25 protein-coding genes are annotated in these 24396 nt (G+C 63.4%); 18 read left to right on the plus strand and 7 right to left on the minus strand.

All coding sequences use genetic code 11. The annotated features are described in order from the left end of the window. Positions 1–191 precede the first annotated feature (191 nt). From purE to GWQ44_RS06240, 4 genes are all read left to right on the plus strand, one after another. On the plus strand, positions 192–683 hold the full coding sequence (gene purE, locus GWQ44_RS06225; protein ID WP_016967060.1) for a 5-(carboxyamino)imidazole ribonucleotide mutase: 492 nt from the start codon (positions 192–194) through the stop codon (positions 681–683). 11 nt (positions 684–694) lie between these two features. Beyond that, complete coding sequence (locus GWQ44_RS06230) at positions 695–1777, plus strand: 5-(carboxyamino)imidazole ribonucleotide synthase (protein WP_016967061.1); 1083 nt, start codon at positions 695–697, stop codon at positions 1775–1777. A gap of 107 nt (positions 1778–1884) precedes the next feature. After that, positions 1885–2130 carry a GlsB/YeaQ/YmgE family stress response membrane protein gene (locus tag GWQ44_RS06235; RefSeq protein ID WP_016967062.1) on the plus strand — a complete coding sequence of 82 codons (246 nt, stop codon included), beginning with the start codon at positions 1885–1887 and terminating at the stop codon, positions 2128–2130. Between the two features lie 139 nt (positions 2131–2269). Beyond that, positions 2270–2806 (plus strand): DUF3299 domain-containing protein, encoded by a 537-nt coding sequence (locus tag GWQ44_RS06240; RefSeq protein WP_060841768.1) that lies wholly within the window; start codon positions 2270–2272, stop codon positions 2804–2806. Positions 2807–3021: 215 nt separating this feature from the next. Here the strand turns inward: GWQ44_RS06240 and GWQ44_RS06245 are convergent, their stop codons facing one another. Together GWQ44_RS06245 and GWQ44_RS06250 are read right to left on the minus strand one after the other, a co-directional pair. Next, complete coding sequence (locus GWQ44_RS06245; protein WP_275926897.1) at positions 3022–3921, minus strand: D-hexose-6-phosphate mutarotase; 900 nt, start codon at positions 3919–3921, stop codon at positions 3022–3024. A gap of 58 nt (positions 3922–3979) precedes the next feature. Continuing rightward, positions 3980–4384 carry an acyl-CoA thioesterase gene (locus GWQ44_RS06250; RefSeq protein WP_003229628.1) on the minus strand — a complete coding sequence of 135 codons (405 nt, stop codon included), beginning with the start codon at positions 4382–4384 and terminating at the stop codon, positions 3980–3982. 403 nt (positions 4385–4787) lie between these two features. Here GWQ44_RS06250 and GWQ44_RS06255 point away from each other — a divergent pair, with 403 nt between their 5' ends. The 10 genes from GWQ44_RS06255 to GWQ44_RS06300 all read left to right on the plus strand — a co-directional run bounded on the left by GWQ44_RS06255 (position 4788) and on the right by GWQ44_RS06300 (position 16581). Beyond that, positions 4788–6077, plus strand: a complete 1290-nt coding sequence (locus GWQ44_RS06255; protein WP_177435115.1) for an MFS transporter — start codon at positions 4788–4790, stop codon at positions 6075–6077. Positions 6078–6337: 260 nt separating this feature from the next. Then, entirely contained in the window at positions 6338–7321 is a 984-nt protein-coding gene (locus GWQ44_RS06260) for a phosphate ABC transporter substrate-binding protein PstS (protein WP_016964962.1), read from the plus strand. Positions 7322–7795: 474 nt separating this feature from the next. After that, on the plus strand, positions 7796–9829 hold the full coding sequence (locus GWQ44_RS06265; protein WP_275927062.1) for an ABC transporter permease subunit: 2034 nt from the start codon (positions 7796–7798) through the stop codon (positions 9827–9829). Positions 9830–9844: 15 nt separating this feature from the next. Further along, positions 9845–11515 carry a phosphate ABC transporter permease PstA gene (gene pstA / locus GWQ44_RS06270; protein WP_047306657.1) on the plus strand — a complete coding sequence of 557 codons (1671 nt, stop codon included), beginning with the start codon at positions 9845–9847 and terminating at the stop codon, positions 11513–11515. Between the two features lie 180 nt (positions 11516–11695). Next, the gene (pstB, locus tag GWQ44_RS06275; RefSeq protein ID WP_016964959.1) at positions 11696–12529 is read left to right on the plus strand and encodes a phosphate ABC transporter ATP-binding protein PstB; all 834 of its coding nucleotides are present in this window, start codon (positions 11696–11698) and stop codon (positions 12527–12529) included. A 114-nt stretch (positions 12530–12643) separates the two neighbouring features. After that, on the plus strand, positions 12644–13405 hold the full coding sequence (gene phoU, locus GWQ44_RS06280) for a phosphate signaling complex protein PhoU (protein WP_016964958.1): 762 nt from the start codon (positions 12644–12646) through the stop codon (positions 13403–13405). Between the two features lie 166 nt (positions 13406–13571). After that, positions 13572–14528: a response regulator gene (locus GWQ44_RS06285; protein ID WP_016964957.1), complete on the plus strand. Its 957-nt coding sequence runs from the start codon at positions 13572–13574 to the stop codon at positions 14526–14528. A gap of 452 nt (positions 14529–14980) precedes the next feature. Next, entirely contained in the window at positions 14981–15316 is a 336-nt protein-coding gene (locus GWQ44_RS06290) for a type II toxin-antitoxin system RelE/ParE family toxin (protein ID WP_047306656.1), read from the plus strand. Continuing rightward, positions 15309–15623: an XRE family transcriptional regulator gene (locus GWQ44_RS06295; RefSeq protein WP_016964955.1), complete on the plus strand. Its 315-nt coding sequence runs from the start codon at positions 15309–15311 to the stop codon at positions 15621–15623. Before GWQ44_RS06290 ends, GWQ44_RS06295 begins: the two co-directional genes overlap by 8 nt. A gap of 61 nt (positions 15624–15684) precedes the next feature. Continuing rightward, the gene (locus tag GWQ44_RS06300; RefSeq protein WP_103740613.1) at positions 15685–16581 is read left to right on the plus strand and encodes a peptidoglycan DD-metalloendopeptidase family protein; all 897 of its coding nucleotides are present in this window, start codon (positions 15685–15687) and stop codon (positions 16579–16581) included. Positions 16582–16620: 39 nt separating this feature from the next. On the opposite strand, the gene GWQ44_RS06305 is transcribed toward GWQ44_RS06300, so the two are convergent. The 3 genes from GWQ44_RS06305 to phoB all read right to left on the minus strand — a co-directional run bounded on the left by GWQ44_RS06305 (position 16621) and on the right by phoB (position 20193). Beyond that, a complete protein-coding gene (locus GWQ44_RS06305) occupies positions 16621–17961 on the minus strand; it encodes a hemolysin family protein (RefSeq protein WP_016964953.1) in 1341 nt (446 codons plus the stop codon). A 117-nt stretch (positions 17962–18078) separates the two neighbouring features. Continuing rightward, a complete protein-coding gene (phoR, locus tag GWQ44_RS06310; protein WP_275927063.1) occupies positions 18079–19419 on the minus strand; it encodes a phosphate regulon sensor histidine kinase PhoR in 1341 nt (446 codons plus the stop codon). 84 nt (positions 19420–19503) lie between these two features. Continuing rightward, positions 19504–20193 carry a phosphate regulon transcriptional regulator PhoB gene (phoB, locus tag GWQ44_RS06315; protein ID WP_003177195.1) on the minus strand — a complete coding sequence of 230 codons (690 nt, stop codon included), beginning with the start codon at positions 20191–20193 and terminating at the stop codon, positions 19504–19506. 151 nt (positions 20194–20344) lie between these two features. On the opposite strand from phoB, the gene GWQ44_RS06320 reads away from it, so the two are divergent. Next, a complete protein-coding gene (locus GWQ44_RS06320) occupies positions 20345–20728 on the plus strand; it encodes a hypothetical protein (RefSeq protein WP_275926898.1) in 384 nt (127 codons plus the stop codon). Between the two features lie 83 nt (positions 20729–20811). On the opposite strand, the gene ubiA is transcribed toward GWQ44_RS06320, so the two are convergent. Beyond that, the gene (gene ubiA / locus GWQ44_RS06325) at positions 20812–21702 is read right to left on the minus strand and encodes a 4-hydroxybenzoate octaprenyltransferase (protein WP_016964950.1); all 891 of its coding nucleotides are present in this window, start codon (positions 21700–21702) and stop codon (positions 20812–20814) included. Continuing rightward, positions 21702–22265, minus strand: a complete 564-nt coding sequence (locus tag GWQ44_RS06330; protein ID WP_047306652.1) for a chorismate lyase — start codon at positions 22263–22265, stop codon at positions 21702–21704. The genes ubiA and GWQ44_RS06330 overlap by 1 nt, the downstream gene beginning before the upstream one ends. 202 nt (positions 22266–22467) lie before the next feature. Between GWQ44_RS06330 and GWQ44_RS06335 the strand changes: the two genes are divergently transcribed. The 3 genes from GWQ44_RS06335 (at position 22468) to GWQ44_RS06345 (ending at position 24292) form a co-directional block, all read left to right on the plus strand. Then, on the plus strand, positions 22468–22635 hold the full coding sequence (locus GWQ44_RS06335; RefSeq protein WP_016964948.1) for a rubredoxin: 168 nt from the start codon (positions 22468–22470) through the stop codon (positions 22633–22635). Positions 22636–22678: 43 nt separating this feature from the next. Continuing rightward, positions 22679–23827, plus strand: coding sequence for an FAD-dependent oxidoreductase (locus tag GWQ44_RS06340; RefSeq protein WP_275926899.1), 1149 nt, complete (start codon positions 22679–22681; stop codon positions 23825–23827). 189 nt (positions 23828–24016) lie between these two features. Further along, positions 24017–24292, plus strand: a complete 276-nt coding sequence (locus GWQ44_RS06345) for an HU family DNA-binding protein (RefSeq protein WP_011064269.1) — start codon at positions 24017–24019, stop codon at positions 24290–24292. Positions 24293–24396 lie beyond the last annotated feature (104 nt).

Raw genomic sequence — 24396 nt, forward strand, 5'->3', positions numbered from 1 at the left:
CGGGGTTTTGCGCCGGAAATACTTTGTTCGACAGATGGTCGGCGAAAGTGCGTTTAACGCACCTTTTTCGGTATACTGCGCGGCCTTCGGCCGGTTCGTCCGGCCATTATTCGTACAGTCAAGCCACGCATTTTCGCGTGGCTTGTTGTTTTTGACGCGCCCGCGGGCGCCCAGAGAGAAGAGGCACGACGATGAGTGCACTGGTTGGCGTGATCATGGGCTCCAAGTCCGATTGGTCCACCCTTAGCCACACCGCCGATATGCTGGAAAAGCTCGGCATCCCTTACGAGGTGAAGGTGGTTTCCGCGCACCGTACCCCGGACCTGCTGTTCCAGTACGCCGAAGAGGCTGAGGCGCGTGGCATCGAGGTGATCATCGCCGGTGCCGGCGGCGCGGCGCACTTGCCGGGCATGTGTGCGGCCAAGACCCATCTGCCGGTGCTGGGCGTGCCGGTGCAGTCGTCGATGCTCTCGGGCGTGGATTCGCTGCTGTCCATCGTGCAGATGCCGGCCGGCATCCCCGTGGCCACCCTGGCCATCGGCAAGGCGGGTGCGATCAACGCGGCCTTGCTCTCGGCGAGCATCCTGGGCGCCAAGCACCCGCAGTTCCATGCGGTGCTGAAAAAATTCCGTGCTGAACAGACAGACAGCGTCCTGGACAATCCAGACCCGCGCGTCGCCTGAGGTTGTTGACGATGAAGATCGGTGTAATCGGTGGCGGCCAGTTGGGCCGCATGTTGGCCCTGGCGGGGACTCCGCTGGGAATGAACTTCGCTTTCCTCGACCCGGCGCCGGACGCCTGTGCCGCCGCCCTCGGTGAACACCTGCGGGCCGACTATGGCGACCAGGACCACCTGCGCCAGTTGGCCGATGAAGTGGACCTGGTGACCTTCGAATTCGAGAGCGTGCCAGCGGAAACCGTGGCCTTCCTCTCGCAGTTCGTGCCGGTCTACCCGAGCGCCGAAGCCCTGCGCATCGCCCGCGATCGCTGGTTCGAGAAGAGCATGTTCAAGGACCTGGGGATTCCTACCCCGGAGTTTGCCGACATCCAGTCCCAGGCGGATCTCGACGCCGCCGTGGCGCGCATCGGCCTGCCGGCCGTGCTCAAGACCCGCACCCTGGGTTACGACGGCAAGGGCCAGAAGGTCCTGCGCAGCGCCGCCGATGTCGAAGGCACCTTCGCCGAACTGGGCAGCGTGCCCTGCCTGCTGGAAGGCTTCGTGCCCTTCACCGGCGAAGTCTCGCTGATCGCCGTGCGTGCCCGCGACGGGGAAACCCGTTTCTACCCGCTGGTGCACAACACCCACGACAGCGGCATCCTGCGCCTGTCGGTGGCCAGCAGCGACCACCCGTTGCAGGCCCTGGCCGAGGACTACTCCAGCCGCGTGCTCAAGCAGCTGGATTACGTCGGTGTCATGGCTTTCGAGTTCTTCGAAGTGGACGGTGGCCTCAAGGCCAACGAGATCGCTCCGCGGGTGCACAACTCCGGGCACTGGACCACTGAAGGCGCCGAGTGCAGCCAGTTCGAAAACCACCTGCGGGCGGTGGCCGGGCTGCCTCTGGGCTCCACCGCCAAGGTGGGTGAGAGCGCGATGATCAACTTCATCGGCGAAGTGCCGCCGGTGGACCACGTCATCGCCATCGACGACTGCCACCTGCATCACTACGGCAAGGCCTTCAAGGCCGGGCGCAAGGTTGGCCACGCCAACCTGCGTTGCGCCGATCAGGCGACCTTGCAAGCGCAGATCCTCAAGGTGCAGGCGCTGATCGCCGAGTAACAAATCCACCGGCTGGCGGGAACCTTCGTTTCCCGCCGATCTCTGATAGCGGGAGGCCAGAGCGCTGACTAGGCTTTGGCTTGATCCCCCCTTACAGAGGAACAGCCATGGGCATTATCGGAACCATTTTCATCGGCTTGATCGTTGGTCTGCTGGCGCGTTTCCTCAAGCCGGGAGACGACAGCATGGGCTGGATCATGACCATCCTGCTGGGCATCGCCGGCTCCTTCGCCGCCACTTATGGCGGTCAGGCGCTGGGTATCTACCACGCGGGCCAGGGCGCCGGTTTCATCGGTGCACTGGTGGGCGCGATCGTCCTGCTGGTGATCTACGGCTTCGTCAAGAAAAGCTGATGCCCCCCTGCAAGCCCCCTCTGCCGCTCGGGCGGAGGGGAGCCCCTTTGTTCATCTGAAACTTCAACGCAGCCGACGTGTTGCGCACTAGAATGCGCGGGTTTTTTCCGTCCTTTCTTTTTGACCGAGCCACCCTCTCATGCGCCGTCTTCTATTGACCTTTGTTCTGCTGGGCTGCGGCCTGGCCCACGCTGGCGAACTGCCGGAAACCGACTGGCTGGAGCTGATGCCCAAGTCGGACCAGAAGGCCCTGGAGCAGATGCCGGAAATCGACCACAACTCCCCCGAAGCCAATGGCACCTTCACCGACAAGGGCGGCCTGAAGCAGAGCAAGGGCTTGCCGGCGGTGATGTATTCCACCAAGACCGTGCCGGCGATGAACGACAAGCAGATTCGCCTGGGCGGCTATCCGGTGCCGCTGGAAGCCGATGCCAAGGGGCGCAGCACGCTGTTCTTCCTGGTGCCGTACCCGGGGGCCTGCATCCACGTGCCGCCACCGCCGCCCAACCAGCTGGTGCTGGTGCGCTTTCCCAAGGGCGTGAAGCTGGATGACATCTACACCCCGCTGTGGGTGACCGGCACCCTGAAGATCGAGAAGGTCAGCAATGACCTGGCCGACGCGGCCTACGCCCTGGATGCGGCGAAGGTGCGGGTGGTGCAGGAGTCGGACCTGTAATCGGGACAGGTGATCAGTCAGGAATTTGCGGCCAGGAGGGCTGTTGTGGCGAGGGAGCTTGCTCCCGCTCGGGCGCGTAGCGGCCGCAAGACCTGAATCCGCGATCTGCCTGGCAGGCTGCGGACTCAGGCCTTGGGAAGGCTGCGCCTTCCAGCGGGAGCAAGCTCCCTCGCCACATCCGGCTTAAACACAGGGCCCATCGCCGCAAGCGCGGGTCAGAGCGGGGCGGCGCTGATGCTCACGCTCAGGGTGTGGCGGGCGCCGGGGGCCAGGGTGACGATGTCGTCCATCACGTTGGCGGTTTCGATGCACAGCATGCGCTGCCAGCCGTCGTCGGCCATGTCGCCAAATTGCGCGGCGCGGTCGATCCAGGGGTTCCAGATCACCGCAGTGCGCGAGCCTGCGCTGTTCAGGCGAATCCGCCGCTGCCACTCGGGGTCGACGATCTCCAGCAGCGCCGGCACGTTCAGGTAGATGCGATCAGTCTCGCCGCTAAAGTGCAGGGCGCCGCTTTGGACCTTGGTTTTCCAGTCTTCCAGGGTCTCGATGTAGTTCAGCCCATCCACGCCCTCCACCTGCACCTTGCGTACATCGCTGACCGCGAAGTAGCTGTGCAGCGCTTGGCTGATGCTCACGCTTTCAGTACCCAGGTTGTGGCTGCTGAGGCTGATGTGCAGTTGCTGGTCGAGGCGGATGCTCAGGCGCGGTTCCACTGTATGGGGCCAGCCGGGAAAACCGTCAGCGGGGCAGGGCAGGCGCAGCTCCACCAGCAGGCTGTCGCCGTCGCTTTCGATGCCCAGCAGTTCCCAGTCGGTGGCGCGTACCAGGCCGTGGGCCGGCGCCGGTTCAGCACTTTGGCGCATGGCCTGCACGCTTTGCGGGTTGCGCGCCAGGTTGCCGAACCAGGGCCAGCACACCGGCACTCCGGCGCGGATGCTCTTGCCGCTTTTGAACACAGCCTCGTCGTTGAGCCAGATCAGCGGCGGTTGCCCGGCCACTTGATAACTGAGGATGTGCGCGCCTTGCTGGGCCAGCAGCAGTTCGGCGTCACCGTGGCGGATGCGCCAGCAGTTCAGTTCATCCAGTTTGACCGTTTCGACCTGGGGCGTAGGCATGCTGCTGTTCTCGTTCGCAAGGTTTGGGCGGTCATGGCGCGCATGACCGCCTCCAGGTTTAACGTGCGCGGGGCGGGACCGAGCGGGTGCGGCCGCTGCCGTCGATGGCGACGAACACGAACACCGCCTCGGTGACCTTGCGCCATTCGCTGGACAGCGGGTCGTCGCTCCACACTTCGACCATCATCTGGATCGAGCTGCGGCCGATTTCCAGGGTCTGGGTATAGAAGGACAGCTGCGCGCCCACTGCTACCGGCACCAGGAACGCCATGCGATCGATGGCCACCGTGGCCACCCGGCCACCGGCGACGCGGCTGGCCATGGCGGTGCCCGCCAGGTCCATCTGCGCCACCAGCCAGCCGCCGAAAATATCGCCAAAACCGTTGGTTTCACGGGGCAAGGCGGTGATTTGCAGGGCCAGGTCGCCTTGCGGGATTGGATCTTCTTGTTCGAGCTCTATCATGCCGAGGGGCCTCTGACCCGTGACGCTTCTTAGGTACTTCAGGTGAATAGCCGTCTTCAGGAAAAACGATTCAGCCCGAACACACTGCGTTCGTCACGTTCTTTCTAAGGCGTGCTAAAGGGAAACTCTGCGAAATCGACTGGCACTGTCCAGGGACTGGGGCGCGCAGCAGCGTTTTCGCACAGCAACCCTTGCCAGGAGCGGCTTTGCGCTCCGAGGTTTGCGAGTATATCGGTCGATAGACTCCGCGACGACCCACTCGGTTCGCAAATTTGTGAGTCATTTGTGCGCTGCTGTGTACGCATTCGAACAATTTGCTATCGTGCCGAACCTGCCAGGCCCCAACCAGCGCTGTTGCGGCTTCCAGAACCGACTAATAAGAGAAGCCCTTGCCATGACCACTGTGCCTGCGAGCGCCGCGCAATCTGCGCAACCCGCCCGTCCGCTGACCCGTAGTGACTACAAGACCTTGTCCCTGTCCGCCCTGGGCGGGGCGCTGGAGTTCTACGACTTCATCATCTTCGTGTTCTTCGCCACCGTGGTCGGCAAGCTGTTCTTCCCGGCGGACATGCCCGAGTGGCTGCGCCTGATGCAGACCTTCGGCATCTTCGCCGCCGGTTACCTGGCCCGCCCCCTGGGCGGGATCGTCATGGCCCACTTCGGCGACCTGCTGGGGCGCAAGAAGATGTTCACCCTGAGCATCTTCATGATGGCGGTGCCGACCCTGATCATGGGCCTCTTGCCGACCTACGCGCAGATCGGCCTGTGGGCGCCGATCCTGCTGTTGCTGATGCGGGTGATCCAGGGCGCGGCCATCGGCGGTGAAGTGCCCGGCGCCTGGGTCTTCGTTTCCGAGCACGTGCCGCAGCGGCATATCGGCTATGCCTGCGGCACCCTGACCTCGGGCCTGACCGCCGGGATTCTCCTGGGCTCGCTGGTGGCCACCGCCATCAACAGCATCTATACCCCGGTGGAAGTGGCCGACTACGCCTGGCGGATCCCGTTCCTGCTGGGTGGGGTGTTCGGTCTGTTCTCGGTGTACCTGCGCCGCCTGCTGCACGAAACCCCGGTGTTCGCCGAACTGCAGCAGCGCAAGGCCCTGGCCGAAGAGCTGCCGCTGCGCGCGGTGCTGCGCGATCATCGCGGCGCCATCGTGATTTCCATGCTGCTGACCTGGCTGCTGTCCGCCGGGATCATCGTGGTGATCCTGATGACCCCGACCGTGCTGCAGACGGTCTATAAATTCCCGGCCATCACCGCCCTGGAAGCCAACAGCGTGGCGATTGTGTTCCTCAGCCTGGGCTGCGTGATCTCCGGGGTTCTGGCGGATCGTTTCGGCGCCGGCAAGGTGTTCGTGTTCGGCAGCGCCTTGCTGCTGGCCACCTCCTGGACCTTCTATCACGGCCTGCTGGACAACCCGCAGTGGCTGTTCCCGATGTATGCCCTGACTGGCCTGTTTGTCGGCACCATCGGCGCGGTGCCCTACGTGATGGTCAAGGCGTTCCCGGCGGTGGTGCGCTTCAGTGGCCTGTCGTTTTCCTACAACCTGGCCTACGCGATCTTCGGTGGCCTGACGCCGATGGTGGTGACCTGGCTGCTCAAGGAAAGCCCGATGGGCCCGGCCTACTATGTGGCAATCATTTGCGGCATCGGCCTGCTGGTGGGGCTGTACCTGTGGGTCAAGGGCCGCTGAGCCTAGCCATCTTCTAGCCGCTGCCGCAGGCGGCGACAGGGCGCAGGCCCTGCTGTGCGCCGAAGTGCGTCGCGACCCTGCGGGTCGATCGCAGCCTGCGGCAGCGGCTACAGAGGTTTTAGCGCCCTATAAAGAAAGGCCCGCTTGCGTTCAGGAGTGCTGGCCTTTCATCTAATTGTCATATTCCGGACATAGAGTGTTCACACGGCCTACAGATACTTGGCCCCGACTTAACACACCCTATCTGCTAGGAGTAAGGCATGAAACTGAAGCGTTTGATGGCGGCAATGACCTTTGTCGCCGCTGGCGTTGCGACTGCCCACGCGGTTGCCGCTGTTGACCCTGCTATCCCGAGCTACACCAAGACCACTGGTGTGTCGGGCAACCTGTCCAGCGTCGGTTCCGATACCTTGGCGAACCTGATGACCCTGTGGGCCGAGAACTACAAAAAAGAATACCCGAACGTCAACATTCAGATTCAGGCCGCCGGCTCCGCCACCGCGCCACCCGCGCTGACCGAAGGCACCTCCAACCTGGGCCCGATGAGCCGCAAGATGAAGGACACCGAATTGGCGGCCTTCGAGCAGAAGTACGGCTACAAGCCAACCGCTATCCCGGTGGCCGTGGACGCCCTGGCGGTGTTCGTGCACAAGGACAACCCGATCCAGCACCTGACCATGGAACAGGTCGATGCGATCTTCTCCTCGACTCGTCTGTGTGGCGCTAAAGAAGAAGTGAAGACCTGGGGCGACCTGGGCGTGAAGGGCGACCTGGCCAACAAGCCGGTTCAGCTGTTCGGCCGCAACTCGGTATCCGGCACCTACGGCTACTTCAAGGAAGAAGCCCTGTGCAAAGGCGACTACAAGCCTAACGTCAACGAACAACCTGGTTCGGCGTCGGTGGTGCAGTCCATCAGCTCCTCGCTGAACGGCATCGGCTACTCGGGCATCGGCTACAAGACCGCCAGCGTGAAGACCGTGGCCCTGGCCAAGAAAGGCAGCAGCGACTTCATCGAAGACACCGAAGAAAACGCCCTGAACGGCAAGTACCCGCTGTCGCGCTTCCTCTACGTTTACGTCAACAAGGCCCCGAACAAGCCTCTGGCCCCGCTGGAAGCCGAGTTCGTGAAACTGGTCCTGTCCAAGCAGGGTCAGGAAGTAGTGGTCAAAGACGGCTACATCCCACTGCCAGCCAAGGTAGCCGCCAAGGCCCTGGCTGACCTGGGCCTGAAAGAAGGCGCATAAGTCGCCGCCGAAGGTCCGGGCTCCCCGGACCTTCTCGTTTTCGTAGGAGTTGGCCGGGCGGCGAAAGCGCCCGAAAGGGCGACCCAGGCTCAAGGCCGGTGCGCCGGCCAGCCGGCTCCTGCAACCTCATTTTTCTGTCCGCTGCCAGCCCTGCTATGCGGCGGATTTGCTGCGTCACTGCATTGTCATCTTTCTGTCATACAGGATCGCTAGGGTGTGCGCATGAATGATCTGGCCAACTCCACCATGACTACGACTTCTCCCCCCAAGCGCATTGACTTCAATACGCCTGAGCTGCAACGCAAGCGCCGCATCCGCGCGCTCAAAGACCGTCTGACCCGCTGGTACGTCCTTGTTGGCGGCCTGGCCGTGTTGGGCGCGATCACCCTGATCTTCTTCTTCCTCGCCTACGTCGTTGCGCCGCTGTTCCAGGGCGCCGAGCTGACCGCCAAGGACCCGCTGACGCCCGCCTGGATGCAGGACGCCGGCAAGCCGCTGATGTTCTCCCTGGAAGAGCAGAATCAGGTGGCCATGCGCGTCTCCGACAAGGGCCAGGCGCTGTTCTTCGACATCGACAGTGGCGCGGAGCTGCGCAAGGTCGACCTGCCGATCCCCGCTGGCGCCAGCGTCACCTCCATTGGCAAGGACCAGCCCGGCAACCCGCTGGTGGTGGTCGGTCTGTCCAACGGCCAGGCCCTGGTGTTCCGTCACACCTACAAGGTCAGCTACCCGGACGGCAAGAAGACCATCTCGCCGGCCATCGAGTACCCCTACGGCGACACCCCGATCACCCTCAACGAGCAGGGTGGCGCGCTGGAGCACGTCAACCTCAACGCCACCGATTCGTCGCTGATCGTCGCCGGTTCCACCGGTGCTCAGTTGCATGTACTGAAGCTGACCCGCGAAGAGAACATGATGACCGGCGAGGTCACCAGCGAGCAGAACCGCATCGAGCTGCCGCAGATGACCGAGGCGGTCAAGGCCATGTACATCGATCCGCGCCAGCAATGGCTGTATGTGATCAATGGCCGGGCCCAGGCCGACGTCTTCAGCCTGCGCGACAAGAGCCTCAACGGTCGCTACAAACTGCTGGAAGACGCCAGCGCTGAAGTCACCGCCAGCACCCAGCTGGTGGGCGGCATCTCGCTGATTATCGGTACTTCCAAGGGTGGCCTGGCCCAATGGTTCATGGCCCGCGACCCGGACGGCGAGCTGCGCCTGAAGCAGATCCGCACCTTCCAGATGGGCACCGCGCCGATCGTGGAAATCACCGCCGAAGAGCGCCGCAAGGGCTTCGTCGCCCTGGACGCCGCCGGCAAGCTCGGGGTGTTCCACAGCACCGCCCATCGCACCCTGCTGGTGGACCAGGTGGTGGACGGCCAGGGCCTGTTCGGCCTGTCGCCACGGGCCAACCGGGTGATCGTCGAGGCCGGCGGCAAGCTGCAACCGCTGCTGCTCGACAACCCGCACCCGGAAGTGTCCTGGAGCGCGCTGTGGAGCAAGGTCTGGTACGAGAACTACGACGAGCCTAAGTACGTCTGGCAATCCACCGCGGCCAACACCGATTTCGAACCCAAGCTGAGCCTCTCGCCGCTGACTTTCGGCACCCTGAAGGCGGCGTTCTACGCCATGCTGCTGGCGGCGCCATTGGCGGTGGCCGCGGCGATCTACACCGCCTACTTCATGGCCCCGGGCATGCGCCGCAAGGTCAAGCCGGTGATCGAGCTGATGGAAGCGATGCCGACGGTGATCCTCGGCTTCTTCGCCGGCCTGTTCCTCGCGCCTTATGTCGAGGGCCACTTGCCGGGCATCTTCAGCCTGCTGCTCCTGCTGCCGATCGGCATCCTGGTGGCCGGTTTCGCCTGGAGCCGACTGCCGGAGTCGCTGCGCCTGAAAGTGCCGGACGGCTGGGAAAGCGCGATCCTGATCCCGGTGATCATCTTCGTCGGCTTCCTCTCGCTGTACATGAGCCCGTTCATGGAGAACTGGTTCTTCGGCGGCGACATGCGCATGTGGATCTCCCATGACTTAGGGATCACCTACGACCAGCGCAACGCCCTGGTGGTCGGCCTGGCCATGGGTTTTGCGGTGATCCCGAACATCTACTCCATCGCCGAAGACGCCGTGTTCAGCGTGCCGCGCGGCCTGACCCTGGGCTCCCTGGCCCTGGGCGCCACGCCGTGGCAGACCATGACGCGGGTGGTGATCCTCACCGCCAGCCCGGGCATCTTCTCGGCACTGATGATCGGCATGGGCCGCGCCGTGGGCGAAACCATGATCGTGCTGATGGCCACCGGCAACACCCCGGTCATGGAAATGAACCTGTTCGAAGGCCTGCGCACCCTGGCCGCCAACGTCGCGGTGGAAATGCCCGAATCGGAAGTCGGCGGCAGCCACTACCGCGTGCTGTTCCTCTCGGCGCTGGTGCTGCTGCTGTTCACCTTCGTCATGAACACCCTCGCCGAGCTGATCCGTCAGCGTCTGCGCAAGAAATACTCGTCGCTTTAAGAAAGGTAGAAGTCTGTGAAACAGAACTCCCTAAAAGACTGGTTCAAGAGCGGCGCCCCGGGCGTCTGGATCAGCGGTGGCGCGGTGTCCATCGCGGTCATCATGACCATCGGTTTGCTGGCGGTGATCGCCGTGCGCGGCCTCGGCCACTTCTGGCCGGCCGACCTGGTGCACGCCAGCTATGACGTACCGGGCCAGGCCAACCACCTGGTCATCGGTGAAGTGGTGCAGAAGGAAGAAGTGCCCCGGGCGCGCCTGAAGAGTGCCGGCCTGCCGGTGCCCGACCAGGGCCCGGAGTTCATGACCCGCGAACTGATCAAGGTCGGCAACCGTGACCTGAACGGCAACGACTTCACCTGGATCGTCGGCGAGTGGCTGACCAACCAGAGCTACCCCAAGGAGCTGATGGCCATCGAGCGCCGTGAGTGGGGCAACTTCTACGGCTACCTGGTCAACGTCAAGGAAAGCGGCAAGGTGATCGCCGAAGGCGAAGCCGCCTGGCCCGAGCTGCAAGCACGGATCAACCGCGTGAACCAGCTGGCGGCCCAGCTCAAGACCCTGGAAAAATCCGACATCGGCGCGATCAACGCCGGTCTGGAACGCATCCGCCTGCACGGTCGCAAGCTGGAACTGGACGGCAAGATGAACCCCGCCGCCCAGGCCGACATGGACGCCGAGCGCGCCGAGCTCAATGCCCGTTACCAGGAGATCGAGGCACGCCTGAGCGACCTGCACGCCCAGTTCAACCGCGACAGCCTGACCGCTCGCGATGCCAACGGTAAGGAAATCGAGATCGGCCTGGGCAAGGTGGTGCACGCCTACCAGCCGAACGCCATGGGCACGTTCACCAAGATCGGCTTCTACTTCAGCAAGGTCTGGGAATTCCTCAGCGACGACCCCCGTGAAGCCAACACTGAAGGCGGGATCTTCCCGGCGATTTTCGGCACCGTGATGATGACCCTGATCATGGCCATGATCGTCACCCCGTTCGGCGTGCTGGCGGCGGTCTACCTGCGCGAATACGCCAAGCAGAACGCCCTGACCCGGGTGATCCGCATTGCGGTGAACAACCTGGCGGGGGTTCCGGCCATCGTCTACGGGGTGTTCGGCCTGGGCTTCTTCGTCTACGTGCTGGGCGGTTCCGTGGACCGATTGTTCTTCCCCGAAGCCCTGCCGGCGCCGACCTTCGGCACCCCGGGCCTGCTCTGGGCCTCGCTGACCCTGGCGCTGCTGGCGGTGCCGGTGGTGATCGTGGCCACCGAGGAAGGCCTGGCGCGGATTCCCCGCACCGTGCGTGAAGGCTCCCTGGCCCTGGGCGCGACCAAGGCCGAGACGCTGTGGAAGATCGTCCTGCCGATGGCCAGCCCGGCGATGATGACCGGGATGATCCTCGCGGTGGCCCGCGCCGCCGGTGAAGTGGCGCCGCTGATGCTGGTGGGCGTGGTGAAACTGGCACCGTCGCTGCCGCTGGACGGCAACTACCCGTACCTGCACCTGGACCAGAAGATCATGCACCTGGGCTTCCATATCTACGACGTCGGCTTCCAGAGCCCCAACGTCGAGGCCGCGCGGCCGCTGGTGTACGCCACCGCGCTGTTGCTGGTGCTGGTGATCGCCACCCTGAACCTGTCGGCGGTGTGGATCCGTAACCACCTGCGCGAGAAGTACAAGGCGCTGGACAGCTAAGAAGAACAGTGGCAAGCGGCAAGCCTCTAGCGGCAAGCCGCTTGCGTGTAACTTGAAGCTCGTAGCCTGCAACTTGCGGCTACGAGCGTAGCGAGCCCAAAGCGGCAAGCCGCGATCAGCAGCTTGCGCACAACTTGAAGCTTGTAGCTTGCAACTTGCAGCTACGAACGGAGTGAGCCCATGCAACACGAAACTCATACCCATGGCATCAACATGTCCGCCCTGGGCCGCGACAAGCAGAGCCTGAGCCTGGAACAGGAAACCGTGGCCATCGAAGTGCCCGGCCTGAGCCTGTTCTACGGCGAGAAACAAGCGCTGTTCGACGTCAGCATGAACATCCCCAAGCAGCGCGTGACCGCCTTTATCGGCCCGTCCGGTTGCGGCAAGTCGACCCTGCTGCGCACCTTCAACCGCATGAACGATCTGGTAGACGGCTGCCGCGTAGAGGGTGCGATCAACCTCTACGGCAACAACATCTACCGCAAGGGCGAAGACGTGGCCGAGCTGCGTCGTCGGGTTGGGATGGTGTTCCAGAAGCCCAACCCGTTCCCCAAGACCATCTACGAAAACGTGGTCTACGGTCTGCGTATCCAGGGCATCAACAAGAAGCGCGTGCTCGACGAAGCCGTGGAGTGGGCGCTCAAGGGCGCGGCGCTGTGGGATGAGGTCAAGGACCGCCTGCACGACTCGGCCCTGGGCCTGTCCGGCGGTCAGCAGCAGCGTCTGGTGATTGCCCGGACCATCGCCGTGGAACCGGAAGTGCTGCTGCTGGACGAACCCTGCTCGGCCCTGGACCCGATCTCGACCCTGAAAGTCGAAGAGCTGATCTACGAGCTGAAATCCAAGTTCACCATCGTCATCGTGACCCACAACATGCAGCAGGCGGCGCGGGTGTCCGACTACACCGCGTTCATGTACATGGGCAAGCTGGTGGAGTTCGGCGATACCGATACCCTGTTCACCAACCCGGCGAAGAAGCAGACCGAAGACTACATCACCGGGCGTTACGGCTAGAAAGCAGCTGCAAGCCGCAGGCTTCAAGCGGCAAGACAGCGGCGGTATCCGGATCAATATTTAACTGCTTGAAGCTTGCGGCTTGAAGCTTGCAACTTTCGCGGAGCGAACACGATGATTTCGAAGGAAGGCCTTACTCACCATATCTCCCAGCAGTTCAATGCCGAGCTGGAAGAGGTGCGCAGCCACCTGCTGGCCATGGGCGGGCTGGTGGAGAAACAAGTCAACGACGCGGTCACCGCGCTGATCGAAGCCGACTCCGGGTTGGCCCAGCAGGTGCGCGAGATCGACGATCAGATCAACCAGATGGAACGCAATATCGACGAGGAATGCCTGCGCATTCTCGCCCGTCGCCAGCCGGCGGCTTCCGACTTGCGGTTGATCATCAGCATTTCCAAGTCGGTGATCGACCTGGAGCGCATCGGCGACGAAGCCACCAAGATCGCCCGTCGGGCCATCCAGCTCTGCGAAGAGGGCGAGGCCCCGCGCGGCTACGTGGAAGTGCGGCACATCGGCGACCAGGTGCGCAACATGGTGCGCGACGCCCTCGATGCGTTTGCCCGCTTCGATGCCGACCTGGCACTTTCCGTGGCCCAGTACGACAAGATCATCGATCGCGAATACAAGACCGCGCTGCGCGAGCTGGCCACCTACATGATGGAAGACCCGCGCTCTATCTCGCGGGTTCTGAGCATTATCTGGGTGCTGCGCTCGCTGGAGCGGATCGGCGATCACGCGCGCAACATTTCCGAGCTGGTGATTTACCTGGTGCGCGGCACCGATGTGCGCCATCTGGGACTCAAGCGCATGAAGGAAGAAGTTGAAGGCACAAGTGGCGAATCCGCTAATGTTCCGGATCAAGCTGACGATAAGTAAGAGTGCCCTAGAAGAGCGCCCGGCCCTTTGGCCGGGCGTTTTTGTTTGGGCGCCTCAAAATTGAAAAGCAGCACCCGCGAACGAAAAGTCCCGGCGTGACTGAAGAGTTTTGGCAAAGTGCCATCAGCCAGCGTTATGCTTGCCGGGATTTTTAAAGGGGTGGTCGATGAGTAAGGTAAGTGTGTTGGTGGTGGATGACGCTTCGTTCATTCGTGACCTGGTGAAGAAGTGCCTGCGCAACTACTTCCCTGGCATCAAGATCGAAGACGCGATCAACGGCAAGAAGGCCCAGGCGATGCTCGCTCGCGAAGCCTTCGACCTGGTCCTGTGCGACTGGGAGATGCCGGAAATGTCCGGCCTTGAGCTGCTGACCTGGTGCCGTGAGCAAGAGTCCATGAAGTCCATGCCGTTCGTCATGGTCACCAGCCGGGGCGACAAGGAAAACGTGGTGCAGGCGATCCAGGCCGGGGTGTCCGGCTATGTGAGCAAGCCCTTCACCAACGAACAGCTGCTGACCAAGGTCAAGCAGGCGCTGAACAAGGTCGGCAAGCTCGACACCTTGATGAACAGCGCGCCGACCAAGATGAACTCGGCCTTCGGCAACGACTCCCTGAGCGCCCTGACCGGCGGCAAGCCGGCGACGGTGGGGGCGGCTTCCGCTCCGGTCAATCCGTTCGCCAAACCAGCGGCGGCTCCAGCGCCTGCTGCTGGCGCGGCGGCTCCGGCTCGTGGCCTGCTCAACAGCCCTCCGGTCAAGGCCCCGACGCCCGCGGCAGCGGCCAGTGGCGGTCGTGGCCAGGGTCAACTGCGGTTGTCCAGCGGCAACCAGCCGTGCGTGATCAAGGCCTTGAGCATCAAGGAAGCGTTGTTGGTGGTGAAGCGCACCGACAGCCTGCCGCAGGTGCTGGAAAGCGCGGTGCTGGACCTGGAGCAGGGCGACAACGCCGAAGTGGCGCGGCTCAATGGCTACCTGCATGCGGTGGTGGCGTTGGAGCCCAAGCCGGACAGCGAGTGGCTGCAGCTGACCTTCCGTTTCGTCGACCAGGACGCACAAAAGCTCGACTACATCTCGCGCCTGATCGCCCGCGGCACCGCGCAGAAGCATTTCGTTCCCGGCGCCTGATCTCCCCAATCCGCTTTATAAGAGCTGGCTTGCTGTAGGAGCTGGCTTGCCAGCGAAAGCGCCCACAAGAGCAACACAAGGCTTGCGGGCCTCTTCGCCGGCAAGCCGGCTCCTCCGAGGATCGAGTCTGCGGAAACCTGCGGAAAACACTTTTCCCGTTGCGGATTTTTGCCTTGCGCTGAGGCAGCCTGCCGCGCCATCCCGCTATCGAGCGAACCACTCGCAACCTAGGCCGTAACCCTCAAGCCACAAGGCCCTCGCCGTACCCCTCGGTACTTTCTGCCGTACGTCCGATTGATCTTTTTGTTCTTGATTTATATCTGTTTGGATATAGATTGCACAGAGCGCTCCGTGTCTTTCAGCGCTTGCGGCCATGCCTTGAAACAACCCGGCGCGGCCGGTCCTGGCCATGTTGATTAGCCTTGTCCCTGGTCATTAACAGGAGAGGTTCGATGCCCAGGCACAAGGATGTGGTGTTTGTCGGGAGCGCGCTGCGGGATCTCAGGGCGTTCCCTGAAGATGCCCGGCGGGCCGCCGGTTTCCAGCTGGATCTGCTGCAGCAGGGTGAACAGCCCTACGATTGCAGGTCGGTGAAAACCATTGGCCCGGGCGTTTTCGAGATCAGGATCCATGAGGATTCAGGGGCGTTTCGGGTGTTCTATGTGGTCAGGCGGCCCGCAGCCATTTATGTGCTGCACGCGGTGCGCAAGACCACCCGCAAGACCGAAGCGCGGGATATCGAACTGGCTCGCGCCAGATATCAGGAAGCAGGTTCACGCCATGACTGATTCACCGGTTACTCAGCGGTTCACCAGTGTCTGGGATGCCCTTGAGGCCACTCCCCAGGAAGCCGCCAACATGCGCCTGCGGGCCAAGCTGATGCTCGAACTGGGCAAGACCGTGCAAGCCTGGGGCCTCTCGCAGAAGGAGGCGGCCAAGCGTCTCAATATCACCCAGCCACGGCTCAACGACGTGCTCAGCGGCAAGATCAACAAGTTCTCCCTCGATGCCCTGGTCAACCTCTCGGAGGCGGCCCATCTGGGGGTGGATCTGCGCTTCGATGGGCCAGGCCTGGAACCCCTGGTGCCGGCCTGATTCACACAAGCTGCATATCCGGCTGTTAGCGTGCCTGCATCACCTGCCAAGAAGCTGCCCAATGTTTGTGCGCCTGCTGCTGTTGTGCGGACTGTCCCTGCTGGCCACGTCGCTGGCGGCGATGACCGTCTACAAATCCGTCGACGCCGATGGCGTGGTGTCCTACAGCGACCGGCCTTCGCCGGGAGCCCAGGCGTTCGTGTTTCACGACCGTATGGAAGAGCACCTGGAGCGTCAGGTGCGCCTGGATATCCACAAGCAAAAGGGCGTGGATGCGCTGTATGTACGCAATGACCTGTATGCGCCGGTGGAGATCGAGCTGGGCTTTGCCGCCCTGCGCAACGTCAAGGGTGCACCCGGGCGTCCCATCCGTCAGGTGCTGCCGGCCCGCAGCAGGCAGCGTCTGGCGCTGCTCACGGCGATTAACGCCGATCAGCCCCTGAGTTATGTGCCCCGGTTCCGTTACTCCCTGGGCGACCCGGCAGAGGCCACCCAGGCCTACCGCTACCCGTTGCCCTGGCGTGGCGGGCCGTTTCGCCTGACCCAGGGGGCCAATGGCCAATACAGCCATTTCGGGCCCAGGAGCCGCTACGCGATGGACATCGCCATGCCGGTGGGTACACCGATCATTGCCGCCCGTGGCGGGGTGGTGGTCAAGACCGAGAATGCCCAGAACGGGCGGGGCGACAACCCGGCGGGCAACTTCGTCCGGGTGCTGCACGACGACGGCACCATGGGCGTGTACCTGCACCTCAAGCAAGGTTCGGTCAGCGTGCGGGAAGGGCAGCGGGTGGCGGTGGGCAGCCCGCTGGGGTTGTCGGGCAACACCGGCAACAGCAGCGGGCCGCACCTGCATTTCGTGGTGCAGCGCAATACCGGGCTGGGGCTGGTGTCGATTCCCTATCAGTTCAACCAGCCGCTGGGGGATCTGCCGAATTTTGCCCTGGGCAAAAAATGATCTTTGCCTGCAGGGGCCGGCTTGCCGGCGAACGGCCCGTCAATCCAGCATCAGCACCTTGGCCAGGATGATCTTCGGTCCTTTCATCTTCTTGATGATGATGCGCAGGCCTTCGACTTCCAGCACTTCTTCCTCTTCCGGCACCCGTTTCAGGGTTTCGTAGACCAGGCCGGCGAGGGTTTCGGCTTCGATATGGTCCAGGTCGATGCCCAGCAGGCGCTCGACCTTGAACAGCGGCGTGTCACCGCGCACCAGCAGCTTGCCCGGCTGGTAGGCGAGGATGCCGCGCTCGGTCTTGCGGTGTTCGTCCTGGATGTCGCCCACCAGCACTTCCAGCACGTCTTCCATGGTCAGGTAGCCAATGACCTTGCCGTCGGCTTCCTCCACCAGGGCGAAGTGCGAGCCGCCCTTGCGGAACTGTTCCAGCAGCTGCGACAGCGGCATGTGCCGCGACACGCGCTCCAGCGGGCGGGTCAGCTCGGCCAGGTTGAACGACTCGGGAATGTGGTCCAGGGCCGCCAGTTCCAGCAGCAGATCCTTGATGTGCAGCAGGCCGACGAACTCGTTGCGCTCGCTGTCGTAGACCGGGTAGCGGCTGAACTTGTGACGACGGAACAGGGCGAGGATTTCCTTGAGCGGCGCGTTGAACTCGACGCTGATCAGGTCTTCCCGGGAGTTGGCCCAGTCCACCACTTCCAGTTCGCCCATTTCCACCGCCGAGGCCAGTACGCGCATGCCCTGGTCGCTGGGGTCCTGGCCGCGGCTGGAGTGCAGGATCAGCTTGAGCTCTTCACGGCTGTAGTGGTGCTCGTGGTGCGGGCCGGGCTCGCCCTGGCCGGCGATGCGCAGGATGGTGTTGGCGCTGGCGTTGAGCAGGTAGATGGCCGGGTACATCAGCCAGTAGAACAGGTACAGCGGCACCGCGGTCCACAGCGACAGCAGCTCCGGCTTGCGGATCGCCCAGGATTTGGGCGCCAGCTCGCCGACCACGATGTGCAGGTAGGAAATGATGAAGAACGCGGTGAAGAACGACACGCCGCGGATCACTTCCGGGGAGTTCACGCCCACCGCGCCCAGCAGCGGCTCCAGCAGGTGGGCGAACGCCGGCTCACCGACCCAGCCCAGGCCCAGGGAGGCCAGGGTGATGCCCAGCTGGCAGGCCGAGAGGTAGGCATCGAGCTGGCTGTGCACGGTACGCAGGATCTGTCCGCGCCAGCCGTTCTTGTGGGCGATGGCTTCGACCCGGGTCGAGCGCAGCTTGACCATGGCGAACTCCGCCGCAACGAAAAAACCGTTGAGCAGGACCAGGATCAGAGCAAAAAGAATCATGCCGAAGTCGGCGAACAGAGACGCGAGGGTAAAACCAGGGGAAGGGTCCATGATGGAGTTTTGCGGGTTCCGTGTATTCGAAAAAGAAGGAAAGGCGGTGCCTGAAAGGCAGGCACAAGCTACGCAATGTAGCGGCTGACAGGGCGATTGCCTAGGGGCACGCCACGGTCAGCGCTGTTCGGTCAGGCCGGCGGCGGTGGTTTTTTTCATCTGGGCCGGGGCGAAATGGCAGGTAAAGGTGCTGCCGTGGCCCAGCACGCTGCTGATTTCCAGGCGCGCGCGGTGGCGCAGCAGCACGTGCTTGACGATGGCCAGGCCCAGGCCGGTGCCGCCGGTGTTGGAGTTGCGGCTTGAATCCACCCGGTAGAAACGCTCGGTGAGGCGCGGCAGGTGCTTGTTGTCGATGCCGATCCCCGAATCCTGCACGCTCAGGTGCGCGCCCTGGTCGTCGCCCCACCAGCGGATGCGGATGTTGCCTTCGGCCGGGGTGTATTTCACCGCGTTGAACACCAGGTTGGAGAAGGCGCTGCGCAGTTCCGCCTCGCTGCCCTTGAGTTGCACCGAGGCGTCGGCTTCCAGGGTGATGCGCTGGTTGCGCTCCCCGGACAGCGCCTGGGCGTCGCTCTTGATCGATTGCAGCAGCACGTCGATGGGCACCGGCTGGTTGTCCGACGGGTAGTCGGTGGCCTCCAGCTTGGCCAGCAACAGCAGGTCGTTGAGCAGGGTCTGCATGCGCCCGCCTTGCTGCTGCATCTGCTGCAGCGCGCGGTTCCAGCGCGGGTTCACTTCCTCGACGTTGTCCAGCAGGGTTTCCAGGTAGCCGCAGATCACCGTCAGCGGCGTGCGCAGCTCGTGGGACACGTTGGCGATGAAGTCCTTGCGCATCTGTTCCAGCTGGTGGATGCGGGTCACGTCGCGCACCAGCATCAGGTGCTCGTTATTGCCGTAGCGGGTGATGTACAGCTGGATGCGCACCCGGTCGTTGGCCGGGGAAGGGATCTCCAGTGGCTCGGCGTAGTTGTCCTGCTCGAAGTACTCCTTGAAGCGCGGATGACGCACCAGGTTGGTCACCGGCTGGCCGCTGTCCTGGGGTGTCTTGAGCCCCAGCAGGGTTTCGGCGGCGCGGTTCCACCATTCCAGGTTGCCGTCGCTGTCGAGCATGATCACCGCGTCTTTCAGCGCCGCGGTGGACTCCTGGACCCGGTCGATCACCGCTTGCAGGCGCCCGCGTACCCGCTGATCGCGGCGTTGCAGGTGATAGATGCTGTCGAACACTTCGCCCCACAGGCCATAGCCATCGGGCGGCGCTTCATCGGGTTGATGCAGGCGCAGCCATTCATGCAGGCGCAGCAGCTGCTTGAGGGTCCAGGCCAGGTAGAGGCCCAGGCCGGCGGCCAGGCTCCAGCCGTAGTAGCCGCTGATCAGGCCCACCAGCAAACAGCCGGTGATCAACAGCAACAAGTGGCGAATCAGGGTGCCATGCCAGTTTTGATTCACTTTGGGGAGCAGCTCCATGCTGTAAGCCGCAAGCTGCAAGTTCAGAGGCCGTCGGTGATCAACGTGCCGCTTGTGGCTTGGAGCTTGCCGCTGTGGTTAGGCCTTGGTGGAAAAACGATAGCCGGTGCCGCGCACGGTTTGTACCAGATTCTCGTAGGCGTCACCCAGGGCTTTGCGCAGCCGGCGGATGTGCACGTCCACGGTGCGTTCTTCGACATACACGTTGCCGCCCCAGACCTGATCCAGCAGCTGGCCGCGGGTGTAGGCGCGCTCCTGGTGGGTCATGAAGAACTGCAGCAGGCGGTATTCGGTGGGGCCCATTTCCGCCGGCTTGCCGTCGATGGTCACCCGGTGGCTGATGGGGTCCAGCAGCAGGCCGCCGACTTCGATCGGCGCCTCGCCATCGGTGGGGCCGGCGCGGCGCAGCACGGCCTTGAGGCGGGCCACCAGCTCGCGAGGGGAAAACGGCTTGGTGATGTAGTCGTCGGCGCCGACTTCCAGGCCCTGGATCTTGTTGTCCTCTTCGCCCTTGGCGGTGAGCATGATGATCGGGATGTCCCCGGTCAGTTCGTCGCGCTTGAGGCGCCGCGCCAGCTCGATGCCGGAGGTGCCGGGGAGCATCCAGTCCAGCAGGATCAGGTCCGGCTTGCGGTCGACGATGATGGCATGGGCTTGCTGGGAGTTCTCGGCCTCCATGCAGTCATAGCCGGCCATTTCCAACGCGACGGCGATCATTTCGCGAATCGGCGCTTCGTCGTCAACGATCAGAATGCTTCTGCCAACCATGCTGGAACCTCTTGTCATTTAACTGTCTTGCGCCGCATTAGATAACGGAATTATTGCAGTCGTGTGACAGTATTTCAGGTGGCGCAACGCACTTCAGCTTCCTCGACTAAGCTTTGAGTCCGATTCCTGACAACCACAAAAGAAGGTTTCCATGACTCTGTTCAAGCAATCGTTGAAAGTCCTGCTGGTGGGCGCGGTCCTGGCCCTGCCGACATTCGCCCTGGCCGCCGACCCGGCGATGAGCAAGGACGGCGTGCTGGTGGATCACAAGGGCATGACCCTCTACACCTTTGCCAAGGATGCCGGTGGCAAGTCCATGTGCAACGACAAATGCGCTGCCAACTGGCCGCCGCTGATGGTCGAGGGCAGTGACAAGGCCATGGGCAAGTGGACGGTGATCAAGCGCGACGATGGCAAGATGCAATGGGCCTATGACGGCAAGCCGCTGTATGGCTTCGTGATGGACAAGAAGGCCGGTGACATGACCGGCGAAGGCAAGATGGACGGCGCCTGGAAGGTCGCCAAGTCCGACTGACCCTGCCTGACAGCGGCTACACCTTGTAGCCGCTGCTGAGCCTGCGAAGCTGCGAAAAGGCCCGCAGGGCCTTGCTTGACGCTCTAGCGCAACGCGTAATCCAGCACCACGCCGATAAAGATCGCCATGCCCGCCCAGTGGTTGTGCAGGAAGGCCTTGAAGCATTTCATCCGGTCGCGATCCCGGGTGTACCAGAACTCCCAGGCAAAACATCCCGCCGCCACCGCCAGCCCCAGATGGAACCAGCCCCCCAGGTTAAAGCGTGCCCCGGCCAGCAGCAGGCAGCCCAGGGACAGGCCCTGCAGGGTGAGAATGATCACCCGGTCGGCATCGCCGAACAGGATCGCCGTGGACTTGACCCCGATCTTCAGGTCGTCGTCGCGGTCGGTCATGGCGTAGTAGGTGTCGTAGCCCACGGTCCACAGCAGGTTGGCGATGTACAGCAGCCAGGCAGTGGCCGGCAATTCGCCGTTCTGCGCGGTGAAGGTCATCAGGATGCCCCAGGAATACGCCGCGCCCAGCACCACCTGCGGGTAATAGGTGTAGCGCTTCATGAAGGGGTAGCAGGCGGCCAGGGCCAGGGCACCGAACGACAGCCAGACCGTGGTGGCGTTGGTGCACAGCACCAGCAGGAAGGCCGCGCCCATGAGGATGGCGAACAGCGCCAGGGCTTCCTTGGCGCTGACCTTGCCGGTGGCCAGGGGCCGCTGGTCGGTGCGCTTGACCTGGCCGTCGACCTTGCGGTCGGCGAAATCGTTGATGGCGCAGCCGCCGGCGCGGGTCAGCACCACGCCGAAGGTGAAGATCAGCACATGGCTCAGGGACGGCTGGCCCTCGGCGGCGATCCACAGCGCCACCAGGGTCGGCCACAGCAGCAGGTAGATGCCGATGGGCTTGTCCATGCGCGCCAGTTGCAGGAAGTCCCAGGCCCGCGGGTGCAGGCGATTGAGGGATTTGAGCAGGCTCAGGTACATCAGCAGGCCTCCGGTCGGGCGTCTATGGCGGTCCACAGGCTGGGCAGGAAGACTTCCGCCACCAGCAGGCTCAGGGGCCCGCGATCGAAGCGTGAGCGCCGGCCCCACAGGCCGCTGCTGGCAACGGCGGCGGGCAGCCAGTCTTGAGGATAACGGCAGACTTCAATCGGCTGGCGGGTGAAGGCCTGGTCGCAGAACAGCAACTCGCCCAGCGAGCGGCTGCCCAGTTCGTCGATATTCAGGCCGCCTTCGAGCAGGGCGCTGCGGGCGGCCACGCTGCGGGCGAAGACCCAGGCTTCGCCGTGGCCCCGCAGGTACACCTCGCGGACCCAGCCTTCGCTCTGTGCGGGCAGGCCCAGGGCCGCGCATTCGTCGTGGCGCAGGGTCTGCCACTCTTCCACCAGCGGCGTGACGCTGAAGCCGTTTTGCGAAAGTCGGGTCAGGCGCCGGGTCAGCGATCCTTCGTCGAACAGCCAGTTCGCAACAGGTGCGCCAGGGAACGGGGACAAACGGCTTTGCACCAGCCAGGTCGGGGCCGGAGCGGGGGGCATTGAGTGCGGCACAGTGGGTCAGTATTGGCAGCAAATGAGGCGGCGAGCTTAGCATGACGACCGGCGATTTTGATTGATCCAGGACGTCCGGCGGCACGAACCTGCTTGCATCTGCCGGTAGTGATCAGTAAAAAACCCCAGTGCCGAACGCTGATCAGCGTGGCCTTTAGAGTCGATTCATCGACCGAGCCTGAACTCCCGAGGAAATGCAGCAATGAAAAAGTGGCAATGTGTGGTCTGCGGCCTGATTTATAACGAAGCGGAAGGTTGGCCGGATGACGGCATTTTGCCGGGGACCCGTTGGGAAGATGTGCCCGAAGACTGGCTCTGCCCGGATTGCGGCGTGGGCAAGGCGGATTTCGAAATGATCGAGATCGCTTGATCGACTCTTTTTAGTCTGAACAACCCATAACAAGGATTAGGACATGAGCGCACCGGTGGTGATCGTGGGTACGGGCCTGGCGGGTTACAACCTGGCCCGGGAATTTCGCAAGCTCGACGGTGAAACGCCGTTGCTGCTGATCACCGCCGATGACGGCCGTTCCTATTCCAAGCCGATGCTTTCGACCGGCTTCGGCAAGAACAAGGATGCCGACGGCCTGAGCATGGCCGAGCCCGGCGCCATGGCCGAGCAGCTCAAGGCCGAGGTTCGCACCCACACGCGCATCAGCGGCATCGACCCGGGCCACAAACGCTTGTGGATCGGTGAAGAGGCGGTGGCCTATCGCGACCTGATCCTGGCCTGGGGCGCGGAAACCGTGCGCGTGCCGGTGCAGGGCGACGCCTCTGAGCTGATTTTCCCCATCAACGACCTGGAAGACTACGCCCGCTTTCGCGCTGCGGCGGCCGGCAAGCGCCGGGTGCTGTTGCTGGGCGCCGGACTGATCGGCTGCGAGTTCGCCAACGACCTGATCCTCGGCGGCTACGGCGTGGACCTGGTGGCGCCTTGCGAGCAGGTGATGCCGACCCTGCTGCACCCGGCCGCCGCGGCGGCGGTGCAGGCCGGGCTGGAAAGCCTGGGCGCGCGCTTCCACCTGGGCCCGGTACTCAACCGCCTGCAACGCAGCGATGACGGCCTGGAGGCCCATCTGTCCGATGGCCAGGTGATCGCCTGCGACCTGGTGGTCTCGGCCATTGGCCTGCGCCCGCGCATCGATCTGGCCGCGGCGGCCGGGCTGGTGGTCAATCGCGGCGTGGTGGTGGACCGCGAGCTGAAAACCTCCCACGCCAACATCTACGCCCTGGGCGATTGCGCCGAGGTCGATGGCCTCAACCTGCTGTACGTGATGCCGCTGATGAGCTGCGCCCGGGCCCTGGCGCAGACCCTGGCCGGCAAGCCGACGGCGGTCAGCTACGGGCCGATGCCGATCACCGTGAAGACCCCGGTCTGCCCGCTGGTGGTGTCGCCGCCGCCACGGGGCGCCGAAGGTGTCTGGAGCGTCGAAGGGCAGGGCGCCGACATCAAGGTTCTGTGCCGTGACGCCAGCGGCCGCTTGCTGGGCTACGCCCTGACCGGGGCGGCGGTGATGGAAAAACTGGCCCTGAACAAGGAACTCCCGGCCCTGCTGGCTTAAATACCGGTCGTTCTGTCGGAATAACCGGGATTTTGCCCCTACAAAGGTCGCGCCAAGACTGGCGCCACTTTCAAGCGCGTGCCATCCTCACACCCGTCTGCCGCAGCGTAGAGCCTGCGGCGCCTTGGGCGCTGTTCCCGTGAACAGCACGGACATAACAACAAAAAACCGTCAAAGAGGCTTCACACTATGCGTAAACCAGAACTCGCCGCAGCCATTGCCGAGAAAGCGGACCTGACCAAAGAGCAGGCCAATCGCGTGCTCAACGCCATCCTTGAGGAAATCACCGGGGCTCTGCACCGTAAAGACAGCGTCACCCTGGTCGGTTTTGGTACGTTCCTGCAACGCCACCGTGGCGCCCGTACCGGCAAGAACCCGCAAACCGGTGAGCCGGTAAAGATCAAGGCCAGCAACACCGTGGCATTCAAGCCGGGCAAGTCGCTGAAAGACAGCGTCAACCCATAAGCATTGCGCGGGCTCCCACAGCGGGAGCGCGCAGGGGAAAATAGGCACGCCGAGCGCATCGGGTGCCTATTTTTTTTGCCTGTCGATTGCCCGTGCATCCGCTT

Source organism: Pseudomonas sp. 3MA1 (genome assembly GCF_029237275.1).
In the GTDB taxonomy this organism is placed as follows: Bacteria; Pseudomonadota; Gammaproteobacteria; order Pseudomonadales; family Pseudomonadaceae; genus Aquipseudomonas; species Aquipseudomonas fluorescens_AP.